A 21,270-nucleotide genomic window follows, 5' to 3' on the forward strand; every position below is an offset into this window, starting at 1 on the left:
TCATGTGGTCCCTTAGCGCCTGGCGACGCCAGCGTACTTTGGCCAAGCACCCGATTGCCGACGACATGTGGCAGCGGGTGCGCCATCACTTGAGTTTTCTCGATGGCATCAGTGCTGCCGAAGACCAGTGGCTGCGCGAAGCCTGTGTCCTGTTCCTGCAAGACAAGCACCTGACCGCCCTGCCCGGCGTCGAACTCCACCAGGAGCAACGCCTGCTGCTCGCCGCCCAAGCGCAATTGCCGCTGATACACCTGGGCGATCTGAACTGGTATCAGGGTTTTCACGAAATCGTCCTCTACCCCGACGACTTCCTCAGCCCCCAGCGCCATCGCGATGCCAGTGGCGTCGAGCACGAATGGGATGGCGAACACAGCGGCGAAGCCTGGCAGCAGGGCCCGATCATCCTTGCCTGGCCCGGCGTGATGGCCAGCGGTGGCTGGGAAGGCTACAACCTGGTGATCCACGAACTCGCGCACAAACTCGACATGCTCAACGGCGATGCCAACGGCCTGCCGCCGCTGCACGCTGACATGCGGGTCAGCGACTGGGCCAAAGTCATGCAAGAGGCCTACGACGACCTGGACCGGCAACTGGAGCGCAATCCCGACGCCGAAACCGCCATCGACCCCTACGCGGCGGAAAATGCCGCCGAGTTCTTCTCGGTCACCAGCGAATACTTCTTCAGCGCACCGGATTTACTGCACGAGGCGTATCCTCAGGTCTATGAGCAGCTAAAGCTGTTTTACCGCCAGGACCCGCTGGCCCGGCTGCGGCAACTTCTGGCCGAGAACCCGGTCTATCAGGCACACGACTAGTGTCCTGCTTCACCGATGCGTCGCTTTTTGACGAGTGGTCGTTATGTTCAGGCTAGGCGCCGCGACGAGTCATAGCTGGCTATGGCGAGGAGCGACAACGCAGCATGGCCGTAACGGACGCCGTCAAAAAGCGACAGCATCGGTGAGGCAGGACACTCGGGTCTACACGACCTCTGGTCCATAGCAACGGTGGCGGAATATGCCTATAATCGCCGCCACTTTTTGGTCAATCCGGCCAAGTGTTTTTGGTCAACTAACGGGGGCACCGCCCAATGAGCTACAGCAAGATTCCGGCTGGCAAAGACCTGCCGAACGACATCTACGTCGCGATCGAGATTCCGGCCAACCACGCGCCGATCAAATACGAAATCGACAAAGACAGCGATTGCCTGTTCGTTGACCGTTTCATGGCCACCCCGATGTTCTACCCGGCCAACTACGGTTTCATCCCGAACACCCTGGCTGACGACGGTGATCCCCTCGACGTGCTGGTCGTGACCCCTTACCCGGTTGCCCCAGGCTCCGTGATCCGCGCTCGTCCGGTCGGCATCCTGCACATGACCGACGACGGCGGCGGCGATGCCAAAGTCATCGCAGTCCCACACGACAAGCTGTCCCAGCTGTACGTCGACGTGAAGGAATACACCGATCTGCCGCCTCTGCTGCTGGAACAGATCAAGCACTTCTTCGAGAACTACAAAGACCTCGAAAAAGGCAAATGGGTGAAGATCGAAGGTTGGGGCGACGCAGAAGCCGCTCGCACCGAGATCATGAAGTCGGTTGCTGCTTACAAAGGCTGAGAAGTAGCTGCAAGCTTCAAGAAGAACCCCGGTTGATCCGGGGTTTTTTGTGGGCGCTTGAAAAAACGCCTTAAACAATACGTTTAACGCTCTGCTGCTTTGGTTTTTTCTTGTTTAATTTTTACCTAGAACGTCTTACATCCGGTCTTAAATTTCCCTCGAAATTTGAACGGGTCGTTTATTCAAACCCCTACCTGGCGCCAGTAGACTCGTGTTTATGAAAAAGAACACTAGCGGCCCACGGTTTAAAGCGCTCCTCGGAGCGGCGAACATTTCGACAACAGGATTTGCCGAGTTCCTGGACACGGTGCCGCAAAACGTCCACAACTGGTACACCCGCGGTGTGCCCGCCTACCGCATGGAAGAAGTGGCCAGAAAGCTGTCCGTCTACAGCGACTGGCTCAAAACCGGCGAAGGCCCGAAAGACGCCCAGCACCTGCGCCTGCACGACGACTCCGGCAACACCTTCGATGCCCAAGCCATCCGAGGCATCTATACGGTCATCGAACCCACCGACGTCGAACTGCCCTTCTACACAGAAACAGCCACCGCCCCAGGGTCCAACAAAACCCATGTCGTCGAAGATCCCGAACAATCCATCCGCCTACCCCGCAGCCACCTCGACTCACTGGAAATCAATCACGACGACGCCATCTGCGCCCACATGATCGGCAACAGCATGGGCGAGAAAATTGAAGACGGCTCCACCCTCGCCATTGATCGAGGGCTGACGCAGATTGTGGATGGGGAAATTTATGCGATCGAGCATGACGGGATGCTCAGAATCAAATACCTGCACCGCATGCCGGGGAACGCACTGCGATTGCGCAGCCACAACAGGACTGAGTATCCGGATGAGATCTTCAGAGCCGAGCAAATCGAAGAACAGAACATCAGGGTATTGGGCTGGGTGTTCTGGTGGTCGACCCTGAACAAACGCCGACCGCCGGTACCGTTCTTGTGACACCGAGGCGTTTTCTTCGCGAGCAAGCCCGCTCCCACAAGGATTGCGCAATGCCTGTGGGATCGGGCTTGCTCGAGAATGCGGTGGAACATTCACCTCAAAACCCAGAACTGCTACCCAGTCCCGAACAATCCAATAGCTCTACGACGCACACCAAGCTGGGAATTTTCCAAAAAAATCAGTATGCTGCGCCCCACATTTGCGCATCGACCCGCCCCGCGGCTCAGATCGCACCGACAAGGCAGATAACTTTCTCGCCAAGTCCCACAGCCGGACGCAAGATCCGGGTGTACGTTTTGAAGGCTGGCGCGGTTTACCAAAAATGAACCAAGCCAGTCCCCGAGAAGCCGGCCACAAGCCGGCTTTTTAATTGTCCGAAATAATCCTATCCCATCCGAGAATCCTGCCGATAGCCTAGCTATCACGGGTGCTTCAGGTGCTCCCCTGTCCGATGGTGTTCGACGCCATTTGACCTCATCCGACGATGAAGTGGGGGGACAGGTGGGGGGACAAAAGGGACGAGAGGGGAAATCCAATGGGCAAGCTCAACCCGAAACAAGTCGAAAACCTGACCGAACCCGGCACCTACGAAGATGGTGATGGGCTTCGCTTGGTCGTCAAACCAACCGGGCGCAAGTCCTGGCTACTTCGCTTCCAACTGGCGGGGCGTCGTAGAGAAATGGGCCTGGGCTCATTCCCTGAGGTGAGCCTCAAGAAAGCCAGACAAGACGCAAGTGCTAAACGCACCCAATTGAGTGATGGCATAGACCCATTAGCCGCTCGCGACATAGAGCGCGCAGCTCAACGGGAAGCCCAGCGAGCAAGTGAAGCCAAGCAACTGAAGTTCGAGTCCCTCGCAACGGAATACCGTGATGCTCACGGCGCAGCATGGTCGGAGAAATGGCGTAAAGGCTGGCTGCGAAAGCTGGAGCTGTATGCGTTTGATCATATCGGCAAGCTTTCAGCCGAAAGCATCGGCACTCCTGAAGTGCTCAAGGTGTTGCAACCCATCTGGGCCACCAAGACAAGAACCGCCGATGAAGTACGTGGGCAGATTGAACAGGTTCTGGATGCAGCCAAGGCACGGAACCTGCGACAGGGTGAGAATCCCGCTCGCTGGCGTGGGCACTTAGACAATCTGTTGAGCCGTTCTGAAAAGAGGAAAGCTCGGAAGCGTGAGCACTTTGAAGCTTTGCGCTGGCAGGATGTCCCGGAGCTGATAACCAAGCTGCGAGCAAACACCACACCACCATCTTGGGCCGCACAACTGCTGATCATGACCAGCGCACGCGCCCACATGGTGAGGTTCGCTCGTTGGGATGAGTTTGATTTGGAAGCAGGCACTTGGTCGCTGCCAGATGAGCGAATGAAAATGCGGGTAGCTTTCATAATTCCGCTTGCCGAGGAAGTCGTAAAGCTGGTGAATAGCATTCCGCGAGACGAGGGAAGCGCCTTTCTATTTCCTGGCCAGGGCAAGACAGGGGTCATGCACGCAAACGCAGTCCGAACGCTCTTGCATGGCATGGGGTACGAGCACATCACCCGACACGGCTTTCGATCCTCATTTCGAGACTGGGCCGGTGAATGCACTCACTACCCAAGGGAGGTTTGCGAAATGGCTCTGGCGCATGATGAGCGTGACCAGACTGAAGGGGCGTACTCGCGTTCGGACTTTCTTGATAAGCGGCGGCTCCTAATGAACGACTGGACTCAATTCATTACCGCACCCACAACAACATCCCAACGTTGACAGTGCCGCTATTTCCACCTTATCGGATAGAAGTGGAGCTATTATCTTTCAGTAGCCGACCTGATGGAATATCACGCACGTAACACTTCAACGACTTTGACCAAGAAGTACATAATGGAAAAATTTACGCCACGACTATTTTCGCCAACACAATACGCAATAAATACAAATAAGCGCATAGGCAACACGACAGTTCGAGCGGCCATAGGTAGAAATCACCACTACCTTTTTGATTATTTTTTTGAACCTCTACTTGAATCTGACGAGTACACCAGGCTGTTAGAAAACATACGCGCCGTGACGACTGATCCAGAACTGCAAGGTAAGCTAATTTCAACCTGGGAGCACGAGGTCTACAAGCGTTACGAGGAGATCGAGGGACTCGATGAAGAAATCAATATATTATTCGACCATGTGAGACATGCCTGCCTTTACCTTGAGCTGGCTACGGTAGCCGAAGATAATAAAGACCGCGACAGGGCGTGGGCCTTCACGAACGAGGCCAGCCTGATGATTAATGGGATTGCAGGTGCATCGGGATCAATTTTCGACAAGATAGAAGCTGCCAACCGCACTAAGCAAAACAGCGAGAACGGCAAAGGTAGAATTAAAAACTTCTTCCCCGCCAAACAGGAGGCGGCAAGACTACTAGAAGAATTAAAACCCGAAGGGGGATGGTTATCCGTAGCTAGTGCAGCTTCTGCTTTAGAAACCCCATTGGCAAGCTTCATTGACGCCAATCGAATTGGCGGCATACAAAGTTCAAACATACAAGCCCTTTTAGAGAAAACATGGATCCCGAAGGATGAACTAGTTAATAATGCCTGGCAAAAAAACAAACGAGCCAAGAAAAAAACAAATTTATGAACGCACTGGTTTTCCCTGACGGTTAAAGAACGACTCTAAGAGCCATCAGAGAAAACCTAAGCTTCAGCACCGTCATTTTTCGGAAGGGAGTGCGGCTCTTGGCCTCCCTCGTGGACCTTTTGGAGAAGGGTTATTCATTCTTCCCATACTGCGGCCTTCAGTTTGAAGTTTCATGTAGAGATCAGTCTTAGTGAGGTAAACCACAGCCTTCCGTAACCCCTCACGCATCTCGCCATCCGCATGGTCAACCATCCCTATCCCACAGCTCTTGTAAGACCGTTTAACGGCATTGCAGTTGAAGTATAGACCTCGACCCTGGGTTATGCTTTCTGCCCAGTAGCGGCCTATCAGAGTAGCTCTGGTTATATCTTCCCGAACCTTAGAGCCATCAAAGAAAAACATTACATGGTAATGGAAGCCTTTCTCCGGACCATGCTCCAACTTCCAGATGTAACCCACCATACCATTAAACAGGTTGTTCGATCTCGCATTTTGAAACAGATGCTCTCTATCTCGCTTCGCTTGATCCTGCGTAGTTTTTGAATGTACCTTCGAATAGGAAAGGTCAACCCTCAACACAAGCAGTCTGGAATAGCGCTCAAACAGCGCATCAACGTATTTGTTCAATTCCCTGTAGTTCTTATTGCTTGATCGCCGATAGCTGTTTAGATTGGATTCAAACTGCGCACTCTTGGCTTCGTTACGGATATTGTCGACACACTTGTTCAGCCGCTGTGCTATCGCTTTAGCATCCTCAATCTGAACTGCTGCTCTAGGAATCAAATGCTCCTGGTTTAGGTCAAACCTTACAATCTGATTGAATGCCATGTCGATATACGGTTCGAATTGATGCAGCGATTTGTACCCACTCCCCATAGGCGCATAGCTTTTGATTATTTTTCGCAACAGCCTTCCTGATTCAGCGGCTACCAAATGAGCATTACCATCCCCATTCGCAACCTGAAGGCCAAAGGCACCTCCTTCTGTTTTTATAAGCTTTTGAATCCACCCCGACACTTGTTTGAGCTCCATAATCAAACCAGCATCTACAGCCCCTAACTGAACATCGTCTTCTCCTTCGATCTGCATGCCGCACTTACTCAAGAGCGCTATACCGCGCTCATAATAACCAACCTCCATAGCAACCCCCATATAGACACCTGATCGTACTCAGGGCTCAGACAAATGCAGCCCACATTACATCCTAGACATCCAATTCAACTTGAACATTCTATTTGTACTTATCTTGCTGCTAACGGTATCTTGTTGATACCTAGCGCATCACTCTAGTATCTACTTACTATAGACCCCTTCGGTTGTAATAAATGAATAGCAACCACTGATACTGCTAATAACATATAAACCAGAAATATTAAGGCAAGCAAACTCTAATCAAAGCACTGCCTGTAGCGCACCCGGCAATTGAAATATGAATTGAAACGCCATACAGAGTTAGTGCTAGATTTAATTACAAAACAGTAGAGAGAATTAAGCCTCTCCATAGGTAGAGAGGCGGCTCAATGATTAGCACGCTTTCTAGGCAGACATGCGCTGTTCAATCCAAATGGTGATTTCGGAGTCGATCCAACCAATGGCTACAGATCCCAGTTTGATCGGTCTTGGAAAGGTAGCGTCATACCTCGGCGATAGCTTATTCATGCGGTCGTAGATCGTCGAGCGTCCGAGGCCGATGCGTCCGGTCAACTCCTTGAGTCGTACAATTCTCGGGTAGAAATCACGTTGTATAATTGTCATTGGCGTTCTCGTCATGTGTTTGGGAATGACGCGACTTTAGGCTTCAGCCCCGCCCGACAAAAGCCGACAGCGATCAGTATTTTTTTTCTGCGCAGACAGAGTGTGCTCTGACACGAACTGGACAAATGCGGTAGCCACCTATAACCGTTTGCTTTCCTCGTACCTGGCGACAGCCTTTCATCGACGTCGCTGTCGTGCCCTTATTGGGTAGCTGATAGGGCAGGAGCTGATGGTGTGGGTACTGAACATGCCATAGGGTGCTCCAGTAATTTTTCACTGGTGAGTCGATCCAAGCCAATCTTTTGGTCAAAGACCTTGAATAACCCGACAACAGCCGTTTCCCAGCAATAGGAACTAACCACGCAGGGTAGGAACCAACTCCGTACGTTTTGGGCTGGGGAACGCTGCTCGCTGAGACTGTCACACCGCCCTTTAACCGCGTATCAACCCAACACTGAAACCTATTTCGAGCCTATATCACGACACTGAATATCCCCTATGGAATCCAACCCCATGTCATTTCAGTGTCCTTGCTGTACCTCCCCAAAAATCGCGTCTCGCAGAACGGCCATGACGGTTGGCGCACTTGTTGGTTCCATTGGCGGCGCGGCACAAGGCGCAAGTTCCGCACTCGCCGGCAGTCAAATCGGGGTCACTCTCGGCGTTCATATCCGTCCACCGGGTATCAGATTCGGTTCAGTCTCTAGCGCCATCCTCGGCGGATTGGCTGGCGGTGTCGGTGGATGCGTTCTGGGCGCTCAACTCGGCGAAAAGCTGGATCGCCATGTGCTGGCCAACAACCTGTGTTTGGTCTGCGGACATCGCTTCAACCTGCCCACTTAATCGGCGCAGCTTTCAACTCCCTCACATTAATCCGGTCCGTGCTGCGTTCTGCGCAGTGCTTTATGCCGACCTGCACCCGAAGGAATGTTTCCCATGGCTCATCTCATCGAACAAATGGCTTACGTTGGCGCTACCCCTTGGCATGGTTTAGGTAGTCGCCTCACTGAAAAACAACCGCTGGAAGTCTGGCAACGTGAAGCAGGGATGAATTGGCAGATCCAGGACAGCTCGGTGCATTACAAGGCCGAGGCCGCTGGCCATTTGGGCAGCATTCACTCATTCCCGGAACAAAAGGTGCTGTATCGCTCCGACACCAAAGCACCGTTGTCGGTGGTCTCGCATCGCTATCAGGTGGTGCAGCCGCGTGAAGTGCTGGAGTTCTACCGAGACCTGACGGAGTTCTCCGGTTACGAGCTGGAAACCGCTGGCGTGCTCAAGGGAGGCCGCAAGTTCTGGGCACTCGCCAGAACCGGTCAGGCCACGGCGCTGAAGGGTAATGATCAGGTCAACGGTTACCTGCTGCTGGCCACCTCCTGCGACGGCACACTGGCCACCACTGCCACGCCCACTACCGTGCGTGTTGTCTGCAGCAACACCTTGAGCATTTCCCTGAACGGCGCCACTCACGCCATCAAGGTGCCGCACAGCACTCGCTTTGATCCGCGCACGGTCAAAAAGCACCCGGGCATCGCCGTCTCGCAATGGGACGATTTCATGTACCGGATGCGCGCCCTCGCCGAACGCAAAGTTCAGACGAAAGAGGTCATCGGCTTCTTTATGGACGTGCTGTGCGACACCGGTGTGCATGACCCGATTCCCAATGTACTGCCCAACAAGCGAGCTATGGAGAAGGTACAAAGCCTCTACGAAGGTAAAGGCAGAGGATCTGATATGGAGTCCGCTCGCGGAACAGCCTGGGGCTTGCTAAACGCCGTGACTGAATATGTGGATCATGAAAAGCGTGCCAGGAGTTCTGAATATCGAATGGATTCGGCATGGTTTGGGCAAGGCGCAGTAATCAAACAGAAGGCACTCAATGCAGCCTTACAACTCGTTGCGTGAACCATCAAACACAGCCCCGCCGAGCGCTCTCCCCTAATGGGGTGTTCGGAATCATTTAATCCCAGCACCGCCCCCTCCAGTAACTGCGCCACCCACTCCCTAGTGCTTTCACGCGTTCGGATAGGAATCCCAGCATGAAATATCCCAAGCTCAAATCCGGTGAAACGACCGGTACCTTTGCCCTGGAATCACCGTTCACCGAGGCAGACGTCTTGCAGATGGCTCAACAACTCGCGATGTACCGCCTGTCTAAAGGACGGGCGCTGACTGAGCGCAGGCTCGTATTCAGTCACCTACAGACTCTGCTGCAATTTCATGATTACGAATTCTTTGCTTTGTTACTGCTCGATACCGAGCACCGGGTTATTGGTTTCAGAGAGCTATTCAGAAGTCCTCTAGAGGGGGGCAGCGTGTGTCCACGAGAAGTGGTGAAAATCGTACTGGAACACAACGCTGCAGCTTTGATTCTGGTTCATAACCAACCCTTCGCCATCCAAGAAAGTAGGCAAGCCGATCGTAGATCGACCACGCCCCTTAAAAACGCCCTGGACATGGTTGGCACCCAGATTTTGGATCACGTTGTGGTGGGCCATGAAGGCTGCAAATCAATGGCAGAGCGAGATCTGTAAGCGGCACGTACAAGCCCGGCCAATTCGGCAGGTGGCACCTAAAACTTTCACCGAGCCAAATCACCTTAAAACGAGGAGACTCCCATGGCGCTGATACATTTCTTGATAACACTTCTCACCTTCATCGGTGTACTGGCAAGTGCTTCAGCAGTAGTGCTGACTGTAATTCTGATACTGCGATTTCCGCTGATCCTAATCGTCGTTGTCATCGCTTTACTGCTCCTTCAATGGCTTCTCAAACGCCTTCCTTGCGTCGAATAAGGCAGAAATCGGACAGGAGGCTGAAACGCCTCCTGTCTGTCTAAATTCATTTTTTATCTGTCCGACCGAACCCCTAGGATCTATTCCTACAGGATCGCTCATGTCGCTCACTCGGCGCCCCTCGCGAACGATGCTGCTCAAAGCATCCTGCAATTGATTAGCCCCTCACCAGTCGACAAACGCGCCTGGCGCCAGTAGCCCCTGAGCAGATACTGTATATAATCACAGTAGCCAAACCATACATCCAAAACACCTGGACCTATCTGCTTACTCTTCAATACCATCCCTCGGTAGCGCCTGAAGAAGCCAGCATAGGGCTGTGCTTAAGCGAGATTACTCCGGTTTCAAAGCGGCTTAAGGAGCGCAACCATGTGGGTACCACCAAGCGAAGCCCAAGGCTTTTCCGATGCAATATTTCTAGATAAATTCAACGACATATGTGAAGCCTGTAATCTCAAATCAAGCCAGCCTCCAGTCAGCCCAAGCCATTGCGCTTGCTTGCGGGGCAATCCATTATCCATCACTATTGCCCCCTCGGCGCCTACCGGACTACCACTAGTCAGCATGCCGAGTAGGCATCAAGCAGCGGTGGCGAAAAAAGACCACCATCGTTCTGTCTATATAGGCGATAGCCAAGGGCTTCGCGAGACGCTCCCTACCCTGAAAACGACCGTATCCGGGCAGGAGCCCATGAAAAACTTCGAAACCCTCCCCCCGCTACCCGCCCACGGGCAACCTTTGATGTTCGCAGATCTTTTTGCGGGCTGTGGAGGCCTATCTCTAGGTCTATCGCTCGCAGGGCTAAACGGCGTTTTTGCCGTCGAACGCGACAAAATGGCTTTTTCTACGCTTTCGGCAAACCTGCTCGAAGGGCGTGACGTGCCCGTACCCCAGTTCGAATGGCCCTCTTGGTTGGAAAGAAAAGCCTGGGGTATCGATGACATTCTTGAACAGCACCCACTTGATCTTTCCAGGCTCAAGGGCAAAGTTCATGTGCTTGCAGGAGGCCCTCCCTGCCAAGGATTCAGCTTCGCAGGGAAGCGACTAGAGTCCGACCCTCGAAACCAACTGTTTGAGAAGTATGTGGAAATGGTCAAGGCCATTCAGCCAGCGGCCATTGTTCTGGAAAACGTACCGGGCATGAAGGTCGCGCATAAAGCCAAATCTTGGAAAGAAGAACTTGGCTTAACGAAAGTGAAGCCCCATTCCTACTATGACAAGCTTGTCGAAAGCCTGAATAGCGTCGGCTATGAAGTCCTCGGTAAAATAGTGGACTGCTCACTTTTTGGAGTTCCCCAGAAGCGCCCACGTCTAATCGTAATAGGGATCCACAAAGATCTCGCTCGCCATCTCCGTGGCGGCGCCAACAGAGCTTTCGAGCTTCTAGAGGAAGCAAGGCTGAACCAACTGCAGGAGCTTGGCCTTCCAGAAGTTGTCAGCGCGTCGGAGGCCATTTCTGATTTGGAAATAACGCACGTTGGGACAAGACCATGTACTGATCCCTTCTCTCGTACCGGTTTTCTAGAGCTCGCATATAAGGGGCCTCGGACACATTACCAAACCCTTATGCATCAAGGGAGCGACGGTTCTATGGACAGCGTACGCTTAGCAAAACACAAGCCCGAAATCAGTGAACGATTCATGAGGATCATTCAGGACCCCGAGTGCGTTAGGGGTGGTTTGATGAGCTTGGCCCAAAGGGAAAAATATGGCCTCAAGAAGCACCGCATTTGCCTAATGCACGAGAAAAATCCCGCACCTACAATAACAACGTTGCCCGACGATGTGCTCCACTACAGCGAGCCCAGAATACTGACCGTCCGAGAGTCTGCACGCCTGCAGTCGTTTCCCGACTGGTTCCAGTTCCGAGGCAAATTCACCACGGGCGGTAGCCAACGTACTAAAGAATGCCCGCGGTACACGCAGGTAGGCAATGCTGTTCCTCCTTACCTTGCAAGAGCCATTGGCCTAGCCATCAGGTCGGTACTGGATGAAGCCATGGCGGTCTCTAGCCAACAAGCAGTCGATCAAGTAGAACAAGAAACCTTGGCCATAGCTTAAAACATAGGGCTCAAGGGAGATGGATGGCACCCAACTGGAAGGGCCGCGCGACCTCTCTACCTTATCGTTTTGGCCGGCCATCCTTCCGCTCGACAGCTGCAAAGGAAAAAGCTATTGCTTAGGGGGAAGCCATCTTCCCGGCGCCACTCTGCGCAATTTATATCGACCTGGCTCATCGAAAGGTCGCAGCCGCTCCAGCAATTGAATTCAAGGGGTTACATGGAATTTGAAAGGCAAGATGAATTGCTTTACCCAGAGGGACTGATTAACTGGTCTGGGGCCAAGAAAGGAGGTGTCAGGCAGCCCTTTCAAGAAGAGTCCGGAAGGCCCGTAAAAGAGCAACTAAAAACCCCGCTAGTAGAAAAATTGTCGAGCTGGGTTGACTCAGTTATCGCAGGCATCCCTGGAACTCCTTCGGCCGTCTTACTGGTCGGCGGGCCCGGAAATGGGAAAACTGATGCGGTTGAGGGGGCCATCGAGACTTTTGATCGGTTAAGCGGTGCGGGTGGGCAGCTGTTGGCTAAGTTCTCGAACCAGTACAGGAACCCATCAGGGTCTCTCCCCCCTCGCCGAACTGAGGTTGAATTCGACGGAATCGTACCTGATGGTAGTGGCATGATTCCTGTTATCCGGTTGGTGCAAGACGCCACTGAAAAAGACCCGGCGCAACCAGGTGAGACAGCAGAGTCGCTGCTACTAAAAGAACTACGGGCAATTAGGTACGGTGAGTACAAAGGTATTTACATCGGCTGTGTAAATCGCGGGATTCTGGCAAACACGTCATCGCTTGCCATCCGAACTGGCGACACAGAGATGGCTTCATTTATCGCAAGAATCGTCTCCGCCGTGAGTGGAGGCGTAGATGCCCCGGCTTGCTGGCCCCTTCAAGAAAGCAACCTTGCATTGTGGCCCATGGACGTGGACTCTTTGGTTGCCCCCCGAGATGGCGATCCAGGCAGTACAGTTGCACATCGAGTACTGGAAAAGGCCCTGGCCGAGGAAAAGTGGACGCCAGCGTGCAACAACAAGGCAGACTGCCCGTTTTGTCAAAATAAAACTTTGCTGGCGAACGAAAAAGCTCGCGATAACCTGATCCAGTTTCTTTACTACTACGAGCTCGCGTCTGGCAAACGATGGACGTTTCGCGACTTGTACTCACTGGTGTCCCACCTTTTCATTGGGGAACCAGGATCCTTGACGATCGACGGCAAGTCCTACGCGCCTTGCGACTGGACGGCCAAGATGTTGCAACTGGAGGCAAAGGGCCCCAGCACTTTGGCAGGAGCTCGTGCTCGCTACTTGTTGACCTCTCGGTTGTATCATCACCGGCTGTTCTCCAACTGGCCCCGACTAGCCTCAGGCAAGCATCTCGAGGCTTACCACGCAGTGTTCGCAGGATCAAAGGTTCCAGACCAGCTTGACGAAAAAGCCTTCAACATGGCGAAGTATCATTTTGGATCTCTCAAAGTCCTAGCCGAGAAAGAACACACTGCTATCAGTGAACTTCTATCAGGTGATTTCGCCACCTTCTTGGATCCCGCGCTCTTATACGGCGAACAGAAGATGTATACCGAGGCGAAGGATGGAAAGATCGTTACCGTAAATGATGTGGATGAGCACTTTAGTCTCTCCATAAAAGACGGACTGGAGCTGGTATCCAACCGTCTGGCACCGAGCGAACGCAAGCTACTTGCACAGCTATCGGAAGCAGACGAAGCCTTGATGGACCAACACCATCCCTCCAAGGTATCCAGACAAGTGCGGCGGCTACAGTCCTCCATGAGACAGTTCGCAGGAAGGCTGGCAAAACGGAGCCTCGGATTAAAGTACGGGGTATCCAAGGATGTAAAGCTATTCGCGGATTACGCCGGTTTGTACCAGAGCGATTTTCAGCATGAAAACCTCGAAGACCTCGTCGAACAACTAGTAAACGAAGACAGGCGTTTTTTCAAAATCCCCCTATCTACGACTTTTGGCCAGCCAGTAGCACACTGGGACAGGGAAGTGTCGCTACGTGTGCGCAGCGTTAAAACCTCAATGGAAATGTTCAAAGGAGATATTTCCCGGCCGGCAAACCGCTTCCCATTCATCAAGGTTCACAACCGATATGTACCGGTCACTTTTGCGCTGTACAAGGCTCTCGTGGAGCTCGAGGAAGGGCTAGACCCCGCCTCCCTTCCACAGGAGGTGTTTGCCCTGTTCGACGAAGTGAAATCGGTAACTGCTGGCCAGATAGCAAGGGACAAGAATTTCGTAGACGGTAATGTTGATCTGACCATAGGCCAGGACACCTACACGTTGAAAGTTGGCAAAACTATCCGGTTCAGGGGCTGAGTCGATGGATAAATTAAAGGACTATTTGAGCGACCCCTGGCAGAAGTCTAGCTTGCACAAGACTTACAAAGGTAGCTTCTTGCACTTGACACCTTCACCCGAAGTCACAACGGGCGAAATCCTGCTCGCGTCCCTATATAGGAACGTAGGGTTCGTCGATAACAAAGCTGTGGGGGAAACCGTCTGGGAACTTGGAACACCTTTCAAAAAACAGCTGGCAACTGGGAGGCGTCCGAATAGCGCGCAAAGCGAGGTGGCGTTCGATATTCAGCTGTGGAACACGGTGGTAAACCGGGTGATCGCGACACCGAATCTCTCGGGACAATCTCGCCAGCGAGGAAACCAAATTTCCCCGCTTGTACCCGACGCCACCCTATATTCCATGTCAGCGCGGCTCAGGGGCCACCCATGGAATCCAGGTAAGCTCGTGGCAAGAATGGTTGCCCTAGGCAGCGATGACTACGACGCAGCCCTGGCAACCTGGCAGAAGCTTTTCTACAAGCTAAGCGTCACTTCGGAAGAAGATGATGTTTGGGCCAGGATGCTGCAATCAGAATTCGAGTCCTGGCGTGTAGAAAAGATAAGTGATGCCTGGAAAATGCCTAGTGAGTTCCCGCAGGATGAAGGCACCTTCCCAAGCCCGTTAAACCTTGATTGCCCAGCCAAGCGCTTTGTTGAAGATCTCCATGTGGTGCTCGATTTAAAGCAGGACCTTACCCGTAGGCAATGGGTAAGCATGTTGGAGTCTTTGTGTAGGATAGGAACGGCCGCTCACGTTACCTGGTGTTGCCACGCTAACAACAAATGCTGCGAGCTTATAGAGGAAGCGCTGAGCCTAGGGAAGTGCCATAGCGAGGATGAAGTAGCTGAAAAGCTATCAACAGGTAAAGGATTTTGGAGTCTTGGCCAACTTACAGCGAAACCGATAAAGGAGGCGGCACGTCATTACATCGAAGGCCGTGGCGCCCTGAATCTGTTGCTGCATATGCTGGAGCAAGCCGGGTTTGATATGGCGCAGGTTAGCCTAGGGTCCACTGCAGAGATTGCCGAAACTCTGGATTATCTAGCCCAGCATCGCGGTAAGTTTGACTTCAGACTGTATCTTAATAACTTCAACCAAATGATAGAAAGTGACCCCAAGGTTGCCGAATGCAAGAAGGGCTCGTCGAAGAATGTGTTGGAATTCCTAGAACACGTTGCTCGCCAACGCATAACTTCCGAGGCCGGACTCGACGGTTATGATCAGGGGTACTACATGGAGAAGCGCGGCAACCACTCAAACTCACCGCGTGTTGTTGGTCTCGGCCCCCTGTCGACGTTGTTGATGGTCCATTGCGCAGCCAGTCGGGTAACAGGCCCCTGCACTGTTCAAAATCTGTGTCAGCAGTTGGCCGGGTACGGCATCAGCGCCGAGATGGCCCTAGGGAAAGGTGAAAGCTTGAACAAGAGACTGAGAGATATGTCCATCGCCATCGATAGCCCCGATGCTGAAGGTGGCATGGTTATCGCTAGCCCCTTGGCGAAAGCCGGCAAAGAAGGAAACTAACGTGATCGGTGACTTTATTGGCTATCTGGTATCGAAGATACGAGCAGAAGCTGGACACTTTATCTCGTCGGAAAATAATAACTTGAGGGTCACGTTCTCTGCTCCTCCAGCGGGCATTCTCGACGAGATCTACGACAGATTTGATGCAATGGGCCCCCGGTTGGAGCTTGAATCTGCTGGCCATGTAATGCTGGTGCCCGTATTGCGAGTTCAAGAAGGGATTGAAGACCCTTCGCACCAGAATACCACCAGGTGTTCGAGCAACCATGTCGTGGCGATAAGAACCTCATATGGCTCTTACTTGGCACTTTCGACCATCAATTCCCCCCCGTTGTTATCTACAGATACCACAGCAAACAAACTGGGTTTGAATCGGGTAAATCACGTGTCTTTCTCTACATGGAGAGAGGAACCATTCGTACAGGATGTCTTCGAGGCAGTCTTAAGCCGCTTTAAAGATGTGCCCGTTCTGGAGAAAGAGCTGGCCTGGAAAGCTCTGGAGGAGGCCTTCATCGAGTCTGCCCAGGCTGGGGACATGCAGGAACCCTGGGAGTTGCTCCGAGCCTTGTACGATCTAGGGGGGAATGGAAAAACCAGCCGGGACCTATGTCACGCCCTTGGGGTACCCAAGCTGGAAGACGGCGAATCTCCCGAGCCACAGATAAACTACGATATTGCCAACTACATGCAAGCTCATGGCTTCACGGCCGGTATTCACTTGTTGCAAGAGGATACGGGCTCAGCGGAGGTTTCCGAGGCCCTAAAACTGTTAAGTCAGGACCTCGTGTTGCTGTACCGGACGCCCCAGAGATTCGTTACCCGCCCGTTCGGGAACTACGCCAAGGCCGGGAATGCTCAAGGGGCGCAATGGTGGGACGTATTGTCGCAATCTGTGTGGATCGAGCTGCTCAATCAGGAAGAAAGTAAAAATCTGGGCACGCTCAAGATTACCTGTGCCAATGAGTTGTTCCGCCCTACTTTGACTAGCCAATTAGCAGTTGTGAAAAGTTCGCCCCAATTCCTACTCAGAGTTGACGAAGAATTGCTAGGAGAGGAACTCTCCGTGTACCGAGCCTCAGGTCGGAAAACCCTTGAGCTGATTCAGAAGATCACCATTAGTGATCTTGAAACTCACTGGGATGATAATTTGTGGCCCTGTGATCATGAACAGTACATCCGCTATGAATTCACCTGCAATAAGCAGGAAAAGCCTGCCACATTCAAACTAATATCACTGGAGTCCTACCTTCCTTCAGTGGTACTAAACTGCCGGTCAGCACAGAAATTAACTCCTTTTAAAAAGAAAAAGGTAGGCCGTGGAGCGAGGACCACCAATCAGTACGAATGTGAATTGGTGAGCAACGGGACAGGCACCCAGACTATCGAGTTTTTTTTCCGTAATGCCGTGAGCTTGCCTGACAGCATTTGCGGTCAATTCGGCGAGGGGGTAAACGCTAGCGAAGCGGTTTGGCCACTGACAACCTCCGAAGTACAAGAGGGCCACGCATTAGCCGTTATTGAGATAACCGAAGATTGTCAGATCAGCTTCGAGATGAGCCTTCCCGAGCTAGATGGGCCGATCACCTATGTTCTCAATATTAGTGCTAACGAATTTACGGCCAAAGGAGCCTCTAGCGAGTTCGACAGATTAGTCACCAACAACTGCACCCGCTCTGAAAACGTGGCGAAGACGGATGTCGAGCAATCCATGTTGACTCTACTAGAGCAATGGATTTTAGAGAGTGAGGAGTCATACCAACCATTGGTTATTGGCCCCGGCTTTAAGGAGAGCTGGCATCAACCAGATTGGACCTCGCAGCCTCGTATTTCCAACCTTCATTTGTCCCTAGATCCGCGCCCAAGGACGGACGAGCTAGCGCCCCCTACCGGTTACCTGCAAGCCCGGAAACAAGCACGGGAGCTTCTAAAGAAACTTTGCGACGTTAAAGGATGCACAATTGAGGCACTCAGCCTAGGCCAGCTCATGCTGGATAAAGATAACCGCAGCATTATCGAGCGCTACGTGAGCGAGTATGCAGACTGGCTATCGGCGCCTAACTCCCTGGCAGCTTGGGCAGATCTGATCACGGTTCACAAGGCTCAGCAACAAAGCCAGTTTCTAGAGTCGAAACCACTCGCTGTACTGCTGTCGCCCTTTCACCCGGTTCGGTTAGCTTGGCAATGCAATGCCCAGCAACTCATGCAGGATTCGATTAATGCAGGTTTGCCCTGCCCGGTTGCAGGGATCATCGAGCCATACAGCTTTCCCGATTGCCTGGCTCTGAAGTGCAGAGATATGGACGGACGCTTTAATCCAGCAGGGTTCGTCGCTGTTAAAAGCTCGTCGGATTACTGGTCAGTTCTGTGGCGGGCTGATCTTATAGCCGAAGTGGGTAAAGGCAGTTATGAAGGGGTATTTGGCAACGATCTGGGGTTGAAGATCGAGGGAATGGTAAATGGTTTCAATAGGCAGCAGGTGAAGCGCTCCTTAGACGAAATCCGCCACCTCTACCCCGCCAAGTCCACTCTCCGGATTTCCCTGCACAGCGACTCATCTGGGTACAGCTCCTGCAATGATGGAATAGATGAGTGGTGCCTTGAGAATCTTGGGCCTGAAGCCGACGAGTGGTCTCCTGCCCAAGGTTTAACACTTCAGATCATAGATAAGAGACCTCGGGAGGAGCAGCCTAGGCCAGCTGTGCTTGCCTCCCTAACGGAGCGCTCAGGCACCAAGATTAGGTGGTATACGAAGAGCAAAGGAGATCACGCTGAGCGGGATCTATCCATTGTCGACCACCTGCAGACCATGGACCAAGAATTCCGCAAAGACGGCGTGCTCTCCCCTGTTGATCCTACATGCGTATCCCGCGTTAGCATCAAGAAAAACGCCGCTGCCCACAGACAGTACTTATCTCTATCCAGAGCTGGCCAATTCGTTACTGAATCAACTGGTGACGTATTGCAGGATAACCTGTCCCGAGCCCTGGAATTGCTCGAATCAGCGTGTGTCAACGACGCCCAGTTTGACAGCCTAAGCTTCGCACCCAACTTACAAACTTTGAACAACTCACTGAGGGATACGCGCTACAGCGCAATCTCTTCTTCTGCCGTAGACGCTACCTGCTTCCACAGCCCTGGCAAAGACGCATACCTCTGGGACTTCGAACTGCCCCGTTACGCGCCAGGTGCGGGGCAATCGAGTGGATTTTATTTGGTGGCAAAGCAGTCACCAACCATGGTCACGGCGGTGAGGAACGTGCTGAAACAGCTCCCCGGCACAAGAAACGTCAGCGACGAACAAGTGGCTTCACTGCTTGACGAAGTTTCTCGGCGGGGGATCCCGACTCTAAAAAGGTTGACCAGCGGGGGCTCAGCCAGCCTGGGTGAAGTAGGCATGCTGATAGCTGCACGCTTGCTTCAGTCAGACTTCCAACGCGGTAGCGAAGGCAAGGGACTGGTTCCCGCAATTGGCAACCGCATGGTGAATCTCGTGATCCCGGCAGACGTGTTCCAGCCTCGTTTCGACGAGCTACGCAAAGCGTTAGGTGCGGAGACTAGAGAAAGGCCAGACTTGCTCGTTTTAAGCATCGCCTTCGGCATAGATGCAGGAGACGAATTACTCGAACCGAATGCCCTCAAAATCACGCCAATCGAGGTGAAGGCCCGCTCCACCGAGATGACAGAAAGACAGCGTGACGAAGCGTTAACCCAGGCTAAATCGTTTGCCGGATTTCTCAATAGTTTGAAAGAGCGCGGGAAAGATTCTGCCCTTTGGGGAATTGCTTACCGTGACCTGATAGCCAGCTGGCTGGACTATGGCTTCCGCGTTTACGGTGAAACTGAAGTCGCTCAGGCAACTCCTCGCTGGGTTCAGTACCACCAGCAAACTATCGCCAGCTTGATGTCTAATAAGCTCGAGATTGAACTCGACCCTGAAGGACGCCTGATATCTATTGAGAACACTTCCAAGAGTCGAGTGGTGTGCACAGGGAAAAGTCCTCTAAAAAATACAGCTGTACTCGGCTTAGAGTTAGCTGGGGCCCTGCTGTCTGGGAATCAGCCACAGGTGGTTGCAGATATGGTGAAGCAGGTAGGTAATTGGGGGCTGCTGGCAGTCAGCAGTTTCACTGCGGAAACAATAATCGACGAAAAAATCCAGGTTCTCGGAGATAAACAAGAAACCCACCAGTTAGCAGACGAGCCCTACGAACTTAGCGAGATTTTGACCGAGCCAAACGAACTATTCTCGCAGTTAGGAGAAACAGTTCTTACAAGCAATGAGTTCGAAATTATCATTCCCGAAGCTGGCGCTGGACTTCATTTTAAAATTGGCAACACAAAGGATCTAATTGGAAGCAAGGAAGTCATTTTCCACCCAGGCAACACTGAGCTAAACAACATCAACATAGGAGTAGTTGGCGATCTAGGGACTGGAAAAACCCAGCTACTAAAATCTTTGGTTTACCAGATGGTAAAACAACCAGAGCAAAACCGAGGAGTGGCTCCTAAGGTCTTGATTCTAGACTACAAGCGGGACTTCAGCGATACGGAAGATAGCTGCCAGTTCATTAACAAGGCTAAGGTTAAGATTGTATCTCCATACAAGATACCACTGAACTTATTCGCAACGGACGGGGACAATTCCAACCGGACGATGCTCGACAAAATCGGCTTCTTCCGGGACATCCTGCGCAAGATATTCTCAGTGAACGCGCCGGTTCAGGATAAAAATCTCAAGGAGGCTATCAAGACGGCTTATCAACGCTCGAGGGATGACGAGGGACGTGATCCTACTATCTACGACGTTTTCAAACACTACGAAGCGATCGTCGATAAGCCTGACTCAGTGACTGGAATCATCAGTGATATGGTGGATTACGAAATCTTTGAAGATGATCCGACTAAAATCGTTAGCTTCGACGAGTTTTTCGAAGGAGTTGTGGCTATCGACTTGAAAGATCTCAGTGATGAGAAGTTGAAGAAAATGGTAGTGGTTATTTTCCTTAACCTCTATCTCGATTACATGTTGAGGGTAAAAAAGAAGCCTTTTCTGGGCAACACCCCACAAACACGCTTCATTGACTCCTACCTATTGGTAGATGAAGCCCACAACATTATGCCTTATGAGTTTGAAGTACTAACTAAACTCCTAGTACAAGGCCGAGCGTTCGGAGTTGGCGTAATCCTTGCTTCCCAGTACTTTAGTCACTTCAAAACAACGCGCACAGATTACCTAGAGCCGATCGGGAGCTGGTTTATCCACCAAGTTCCTGGGTTGACGGCGAGAGATCTGGATAAAATCGGCTTACCGGCTGCCTCTGACAGCATGGTAAATCGAATATCAAGTCTGGAAAAATTCAACTCCCTCTGCAAGACACTTGATTGGAGTGGAGAGTTCATTGAAGAAATCCCATTCTACACTCTGGACTAGCTTGTAAATTTGAGGACTGCGAGAACCTATAAATCTTTACACCTCAGTTTTGCGCTACGAAGTTGCTCGAACCTGAGGTGTCATTTAGAAATGCGTAAGCCATATAGGTCTCTCGATATTTCAGAAGAGGTAGTTCGTGATCAATTTTTCTA

14 protein-coding genes are annotated in these 21,270 nt (G+C 52.1%); 12 read left to right on the plus strand and 2 right to left on the minus strand.

What is annotated here, in order from left to right:
* The first annotated feature begins 2 nt into the window (after positions 1-2).
* From ACA055_RS26320 to ACA055_RS26340, 5 genes are all read left to right on the plus strand, one after another.
* Positions 3-815 carry a M90 family metallopeptidase gene (locus tag ACA055_RS26320; RefSeq protein ID WP_497681247.1) on the plus strand — a complete coding sequence of 271 codons (813 nt, stop codon included), beginning with the start codon at positions 3-5 and terminating at the stop codon, positions 813-815.
* 272 nt (positions 816-1,087) lie between these two features.
* The gene (gene ppa, locus ACA055_RS26325; protein WP_028620880.1) at positions 1,088-1,615 is read left to right on the plus strand and encodes an inorganic diphosphatase; all 528 of its coding nucleotides are present in this window, start codon (positions 1,088-1,090) and stop codon (positions 1,613-1,615) included.
* Positions 1,616-1,832: 217 nt separating this feature from the next.
* Entirely contained in the window at positions 1,833-2,579 is a 747-nt protein-coding gene (locus ACA055_RS26330; RefSeq protein ID WP_497681248.1) for a S24 family peptidase, read from the plus strand.
* 535 nt (positions 2,580-3,114) lie between these two features.
* Entirely contained in the window at positions 3,115-4,329 is a 1,215-nt protein-coding gene (locus tag ACA055_RS26335) for a tyrosine-type recombinase/integrase (protein WP_497681249.1), read from the plus strand.
* A gap of 114 nt (positions 4,330-4,443) precedes the next feature.
* Complete coding sequence (locus tag ACA055_RS26340; RefSeq protein WP_497681250.1) at positions 4,444-5,196, plus strand: hypothetical protein; 753 nt, start codon at positions 4,444-4,446, stop codon at positions 5,194-5,196.
* A 72-nt stretch (positions 5,197-5,268) separates the two neighbouring features.
* Here the strand turns inward: ACA055_RS26340 and ACA055_RS26345 are convergent, their stop codons facing one another.
* Entirely contained in the window at positions 5,269-6,348 is a 1,080-nt protein-coding gene (locus ACA055_RS26345) for a YagK/YfjJ domain-containing protein (RefSeq protein ID WP_497681251.1), read from the minus strand.
* Between the two features lie 384 nt (positions 6,349-6,732).
* Positions 6,733-6,966 carry a helix-turn-helix transcriptional regulator gene (locus tag ACA055_RS26350; RefSeq protein ID WP_497681252.1) on the minus strand — a complete coding sequence of 78 codons (234 nt, stop codon included), beginning with the start codon at positions 6,964-6,966 and terminating at the stop codon, positions 6,733-6,735.
* A gap of 498 nt (positions 6,967-7,464) precedes the next feature.
* On the opposite strand from ACA055_RS26350, the gene ACA055_RS26355 reads away from it, so the two are divergent.
* From ACA055_RS26355 to ACA055_RS26385, 7 genes are all read left to right on the plus strand, one after another.
* Complete coding sequence (locus ACA055_RS26355) at positions 7,465-7,794, plus strand: hypothetical protein (RefSeq protein ID WP_497684496.1); 330 nt, start codon at positions 7,465-7,467, stop codon at positions 7,792-7,794.
* 93 nt (positions 7,795-7,887) lie between these two features.
* Entirely contained in the window at positions 7,888-8,856 is a 969-nt protein-coding gene (locus tag ACA055_RS26360) for a DUF932 domain-containing protein (RefSeq protein ID WP_497681253.1), read from the plus strand.
* Positions 8,857-8,990: 134 nt separating this feature from the next.
* Positions 8,991-9,485 carry a JAB domain-containing protein gene (locus ACA055_RS26365; protein ID WP_497681254.1) on the plus strand — a complete coding sequence of 165 codons (495 nt, stop codon included), beginning with the start codon at positions 8,991-8,993 and terminating at the stop codon, positions 9,483-9,485.
* 630 nt (positions 9,486-10,115) lie between these two features.
* Positions 10,116-11,807, plus strand: coding sequence for a DNA cytosine methyltransferase (locus tag ACA055_RS26370; protein ID WP_497681255.1), 1,692 nt, complete (start codon positions 10,116-10,118; stop codon positions 11,805-11,807).
* 219 nt (positions 11,808-12,026) lie between these two features.
* Positions 12,027-14,141, plus strand: coding sequence for a hypothetical protein (locus ACA055_RS26375; RefSeq protein WP_497681256.1), 2,115 nt, complete (start codon positions 12,027-12,029; stop codon positions 14,139-14,141).
* Between the two features lie 4 nt (positions 14,142-14,145).
* Positions 14,146-15,687, plus strand: a complete 1,542-nt coding sequence (locus ACA055_RS26380) for a hypothetical protein (RefSeq protein ID WP_497681257.1) — start codon at positions 14,146-14,148, stop codon at positions 15,685-15,687.
* A gap of 1 nt (position 15,688) precedes the next feature.
* A complete protein-coding gene (locus ACA055_RS26385; protein ID WP_497681258.1) occupies positions 15,689-21,118 on the plus strand; it encodes an ATP-binding protein in 5,430 nt (1,809 codons plus the stop codon).
* Positions 21,119-21,270: the final 152 nt, after the last annotated feature.

The sequence above is a fragment of the Pseudomonas sp. LBUM1657 genome (genome assembly GCF_059716075.1).

Bases quoted from the DNA above. Each gene is read 5' to 3' on its own strand.
- ACA055_RS26320 (WP_497681247.1), top strand. From the start codon at position 3: ATGTGGTCCCTTAGCGCCTGGCGACGCCAGCGTACTTTGGCCAAGCAC.
- ppa (WP_028620880.1), top strand. From the start codon at position 1,088: ATGAGCTACAGCAAGATTCCGGCTGGCAAAGACCTGCCGAACGACATC.
- ACA055_RS26330 (WP_497681248.1), top strand. From the start codon at position 1,833: ATGAAAAAGAACACTAGCGGCCCACGGTTTAAAGCGCTCCTCGGAGCG.
- ACA055_RS26335 (WP_497681249.1), top strand. From the start codon at position 3,115: ATGGGCAAGCTCAACCCGAAACAAGTCGAAAACCTGACCGAACCCGGC.
- ACA055_RS26340 (WP_497681250.1), top strand. From the start codon at position 4,444: ATGGAAAAATTTACGCCACGACTATTTTCGCCAACACAATACGCAATA.
- ACA055_RS26345 (WP_497681251.1), bottom strand. From the start codon at position 6,348: ATGGGGGTTGCTATGGAGGTTGGTTATTATGAGCGCGGTATAGCGCTC.
- ACA055_RS26350 (WP_497681252.1), bottom strand. From the start codon at position 6,966: ATGACGAGAACGCCAATGACAATTATACAACGTGATTTCTACCCGAGA.
- ACA055_RS26355 (WP_497684496.1), top strand. From the start codon at position 7,465: ATGTCATTTCAGTGTCCTTGCTGTACCTCCCCAAAAATCGCGTCTCGC.
- ACA055_RS26360 (WP_497681253.1), top strand. From the start codon at position 7,888: ATGGCTCATCTCATCGAACAAATGGCTTACGTTGGCGCTACCCCTTGG.
- ACA055_RS26365 (WP_497681254.1), top strand. From the start codon at position 8,991: ATGAAATATCCCAAGCTCAAATCCGGTGAAACGACCGGTACCTTTGCC.
- ACA055_RS26370 (WP_497681255.1), top strand. From the start codon at position 10,116: ATGTGGGTACCACCAAGCGAAGCCCAAGGCTTTTCCGATGCAATATTT.
- ACA055_RS26375 (WP_497681256.1), top strand. From the start codon at position 12,027: ATGGAATTTGAAAGGCAAGATGAATTGCTTTACCCAGAGGGACTGATT.
- ACA055_RS26380 (WP_497681257.1), top strand. From the start codon at position 14,146: ATGGATAAATTAAAGGACTATTTGAGCGACCCCTGGCAGAAGTCTAGC.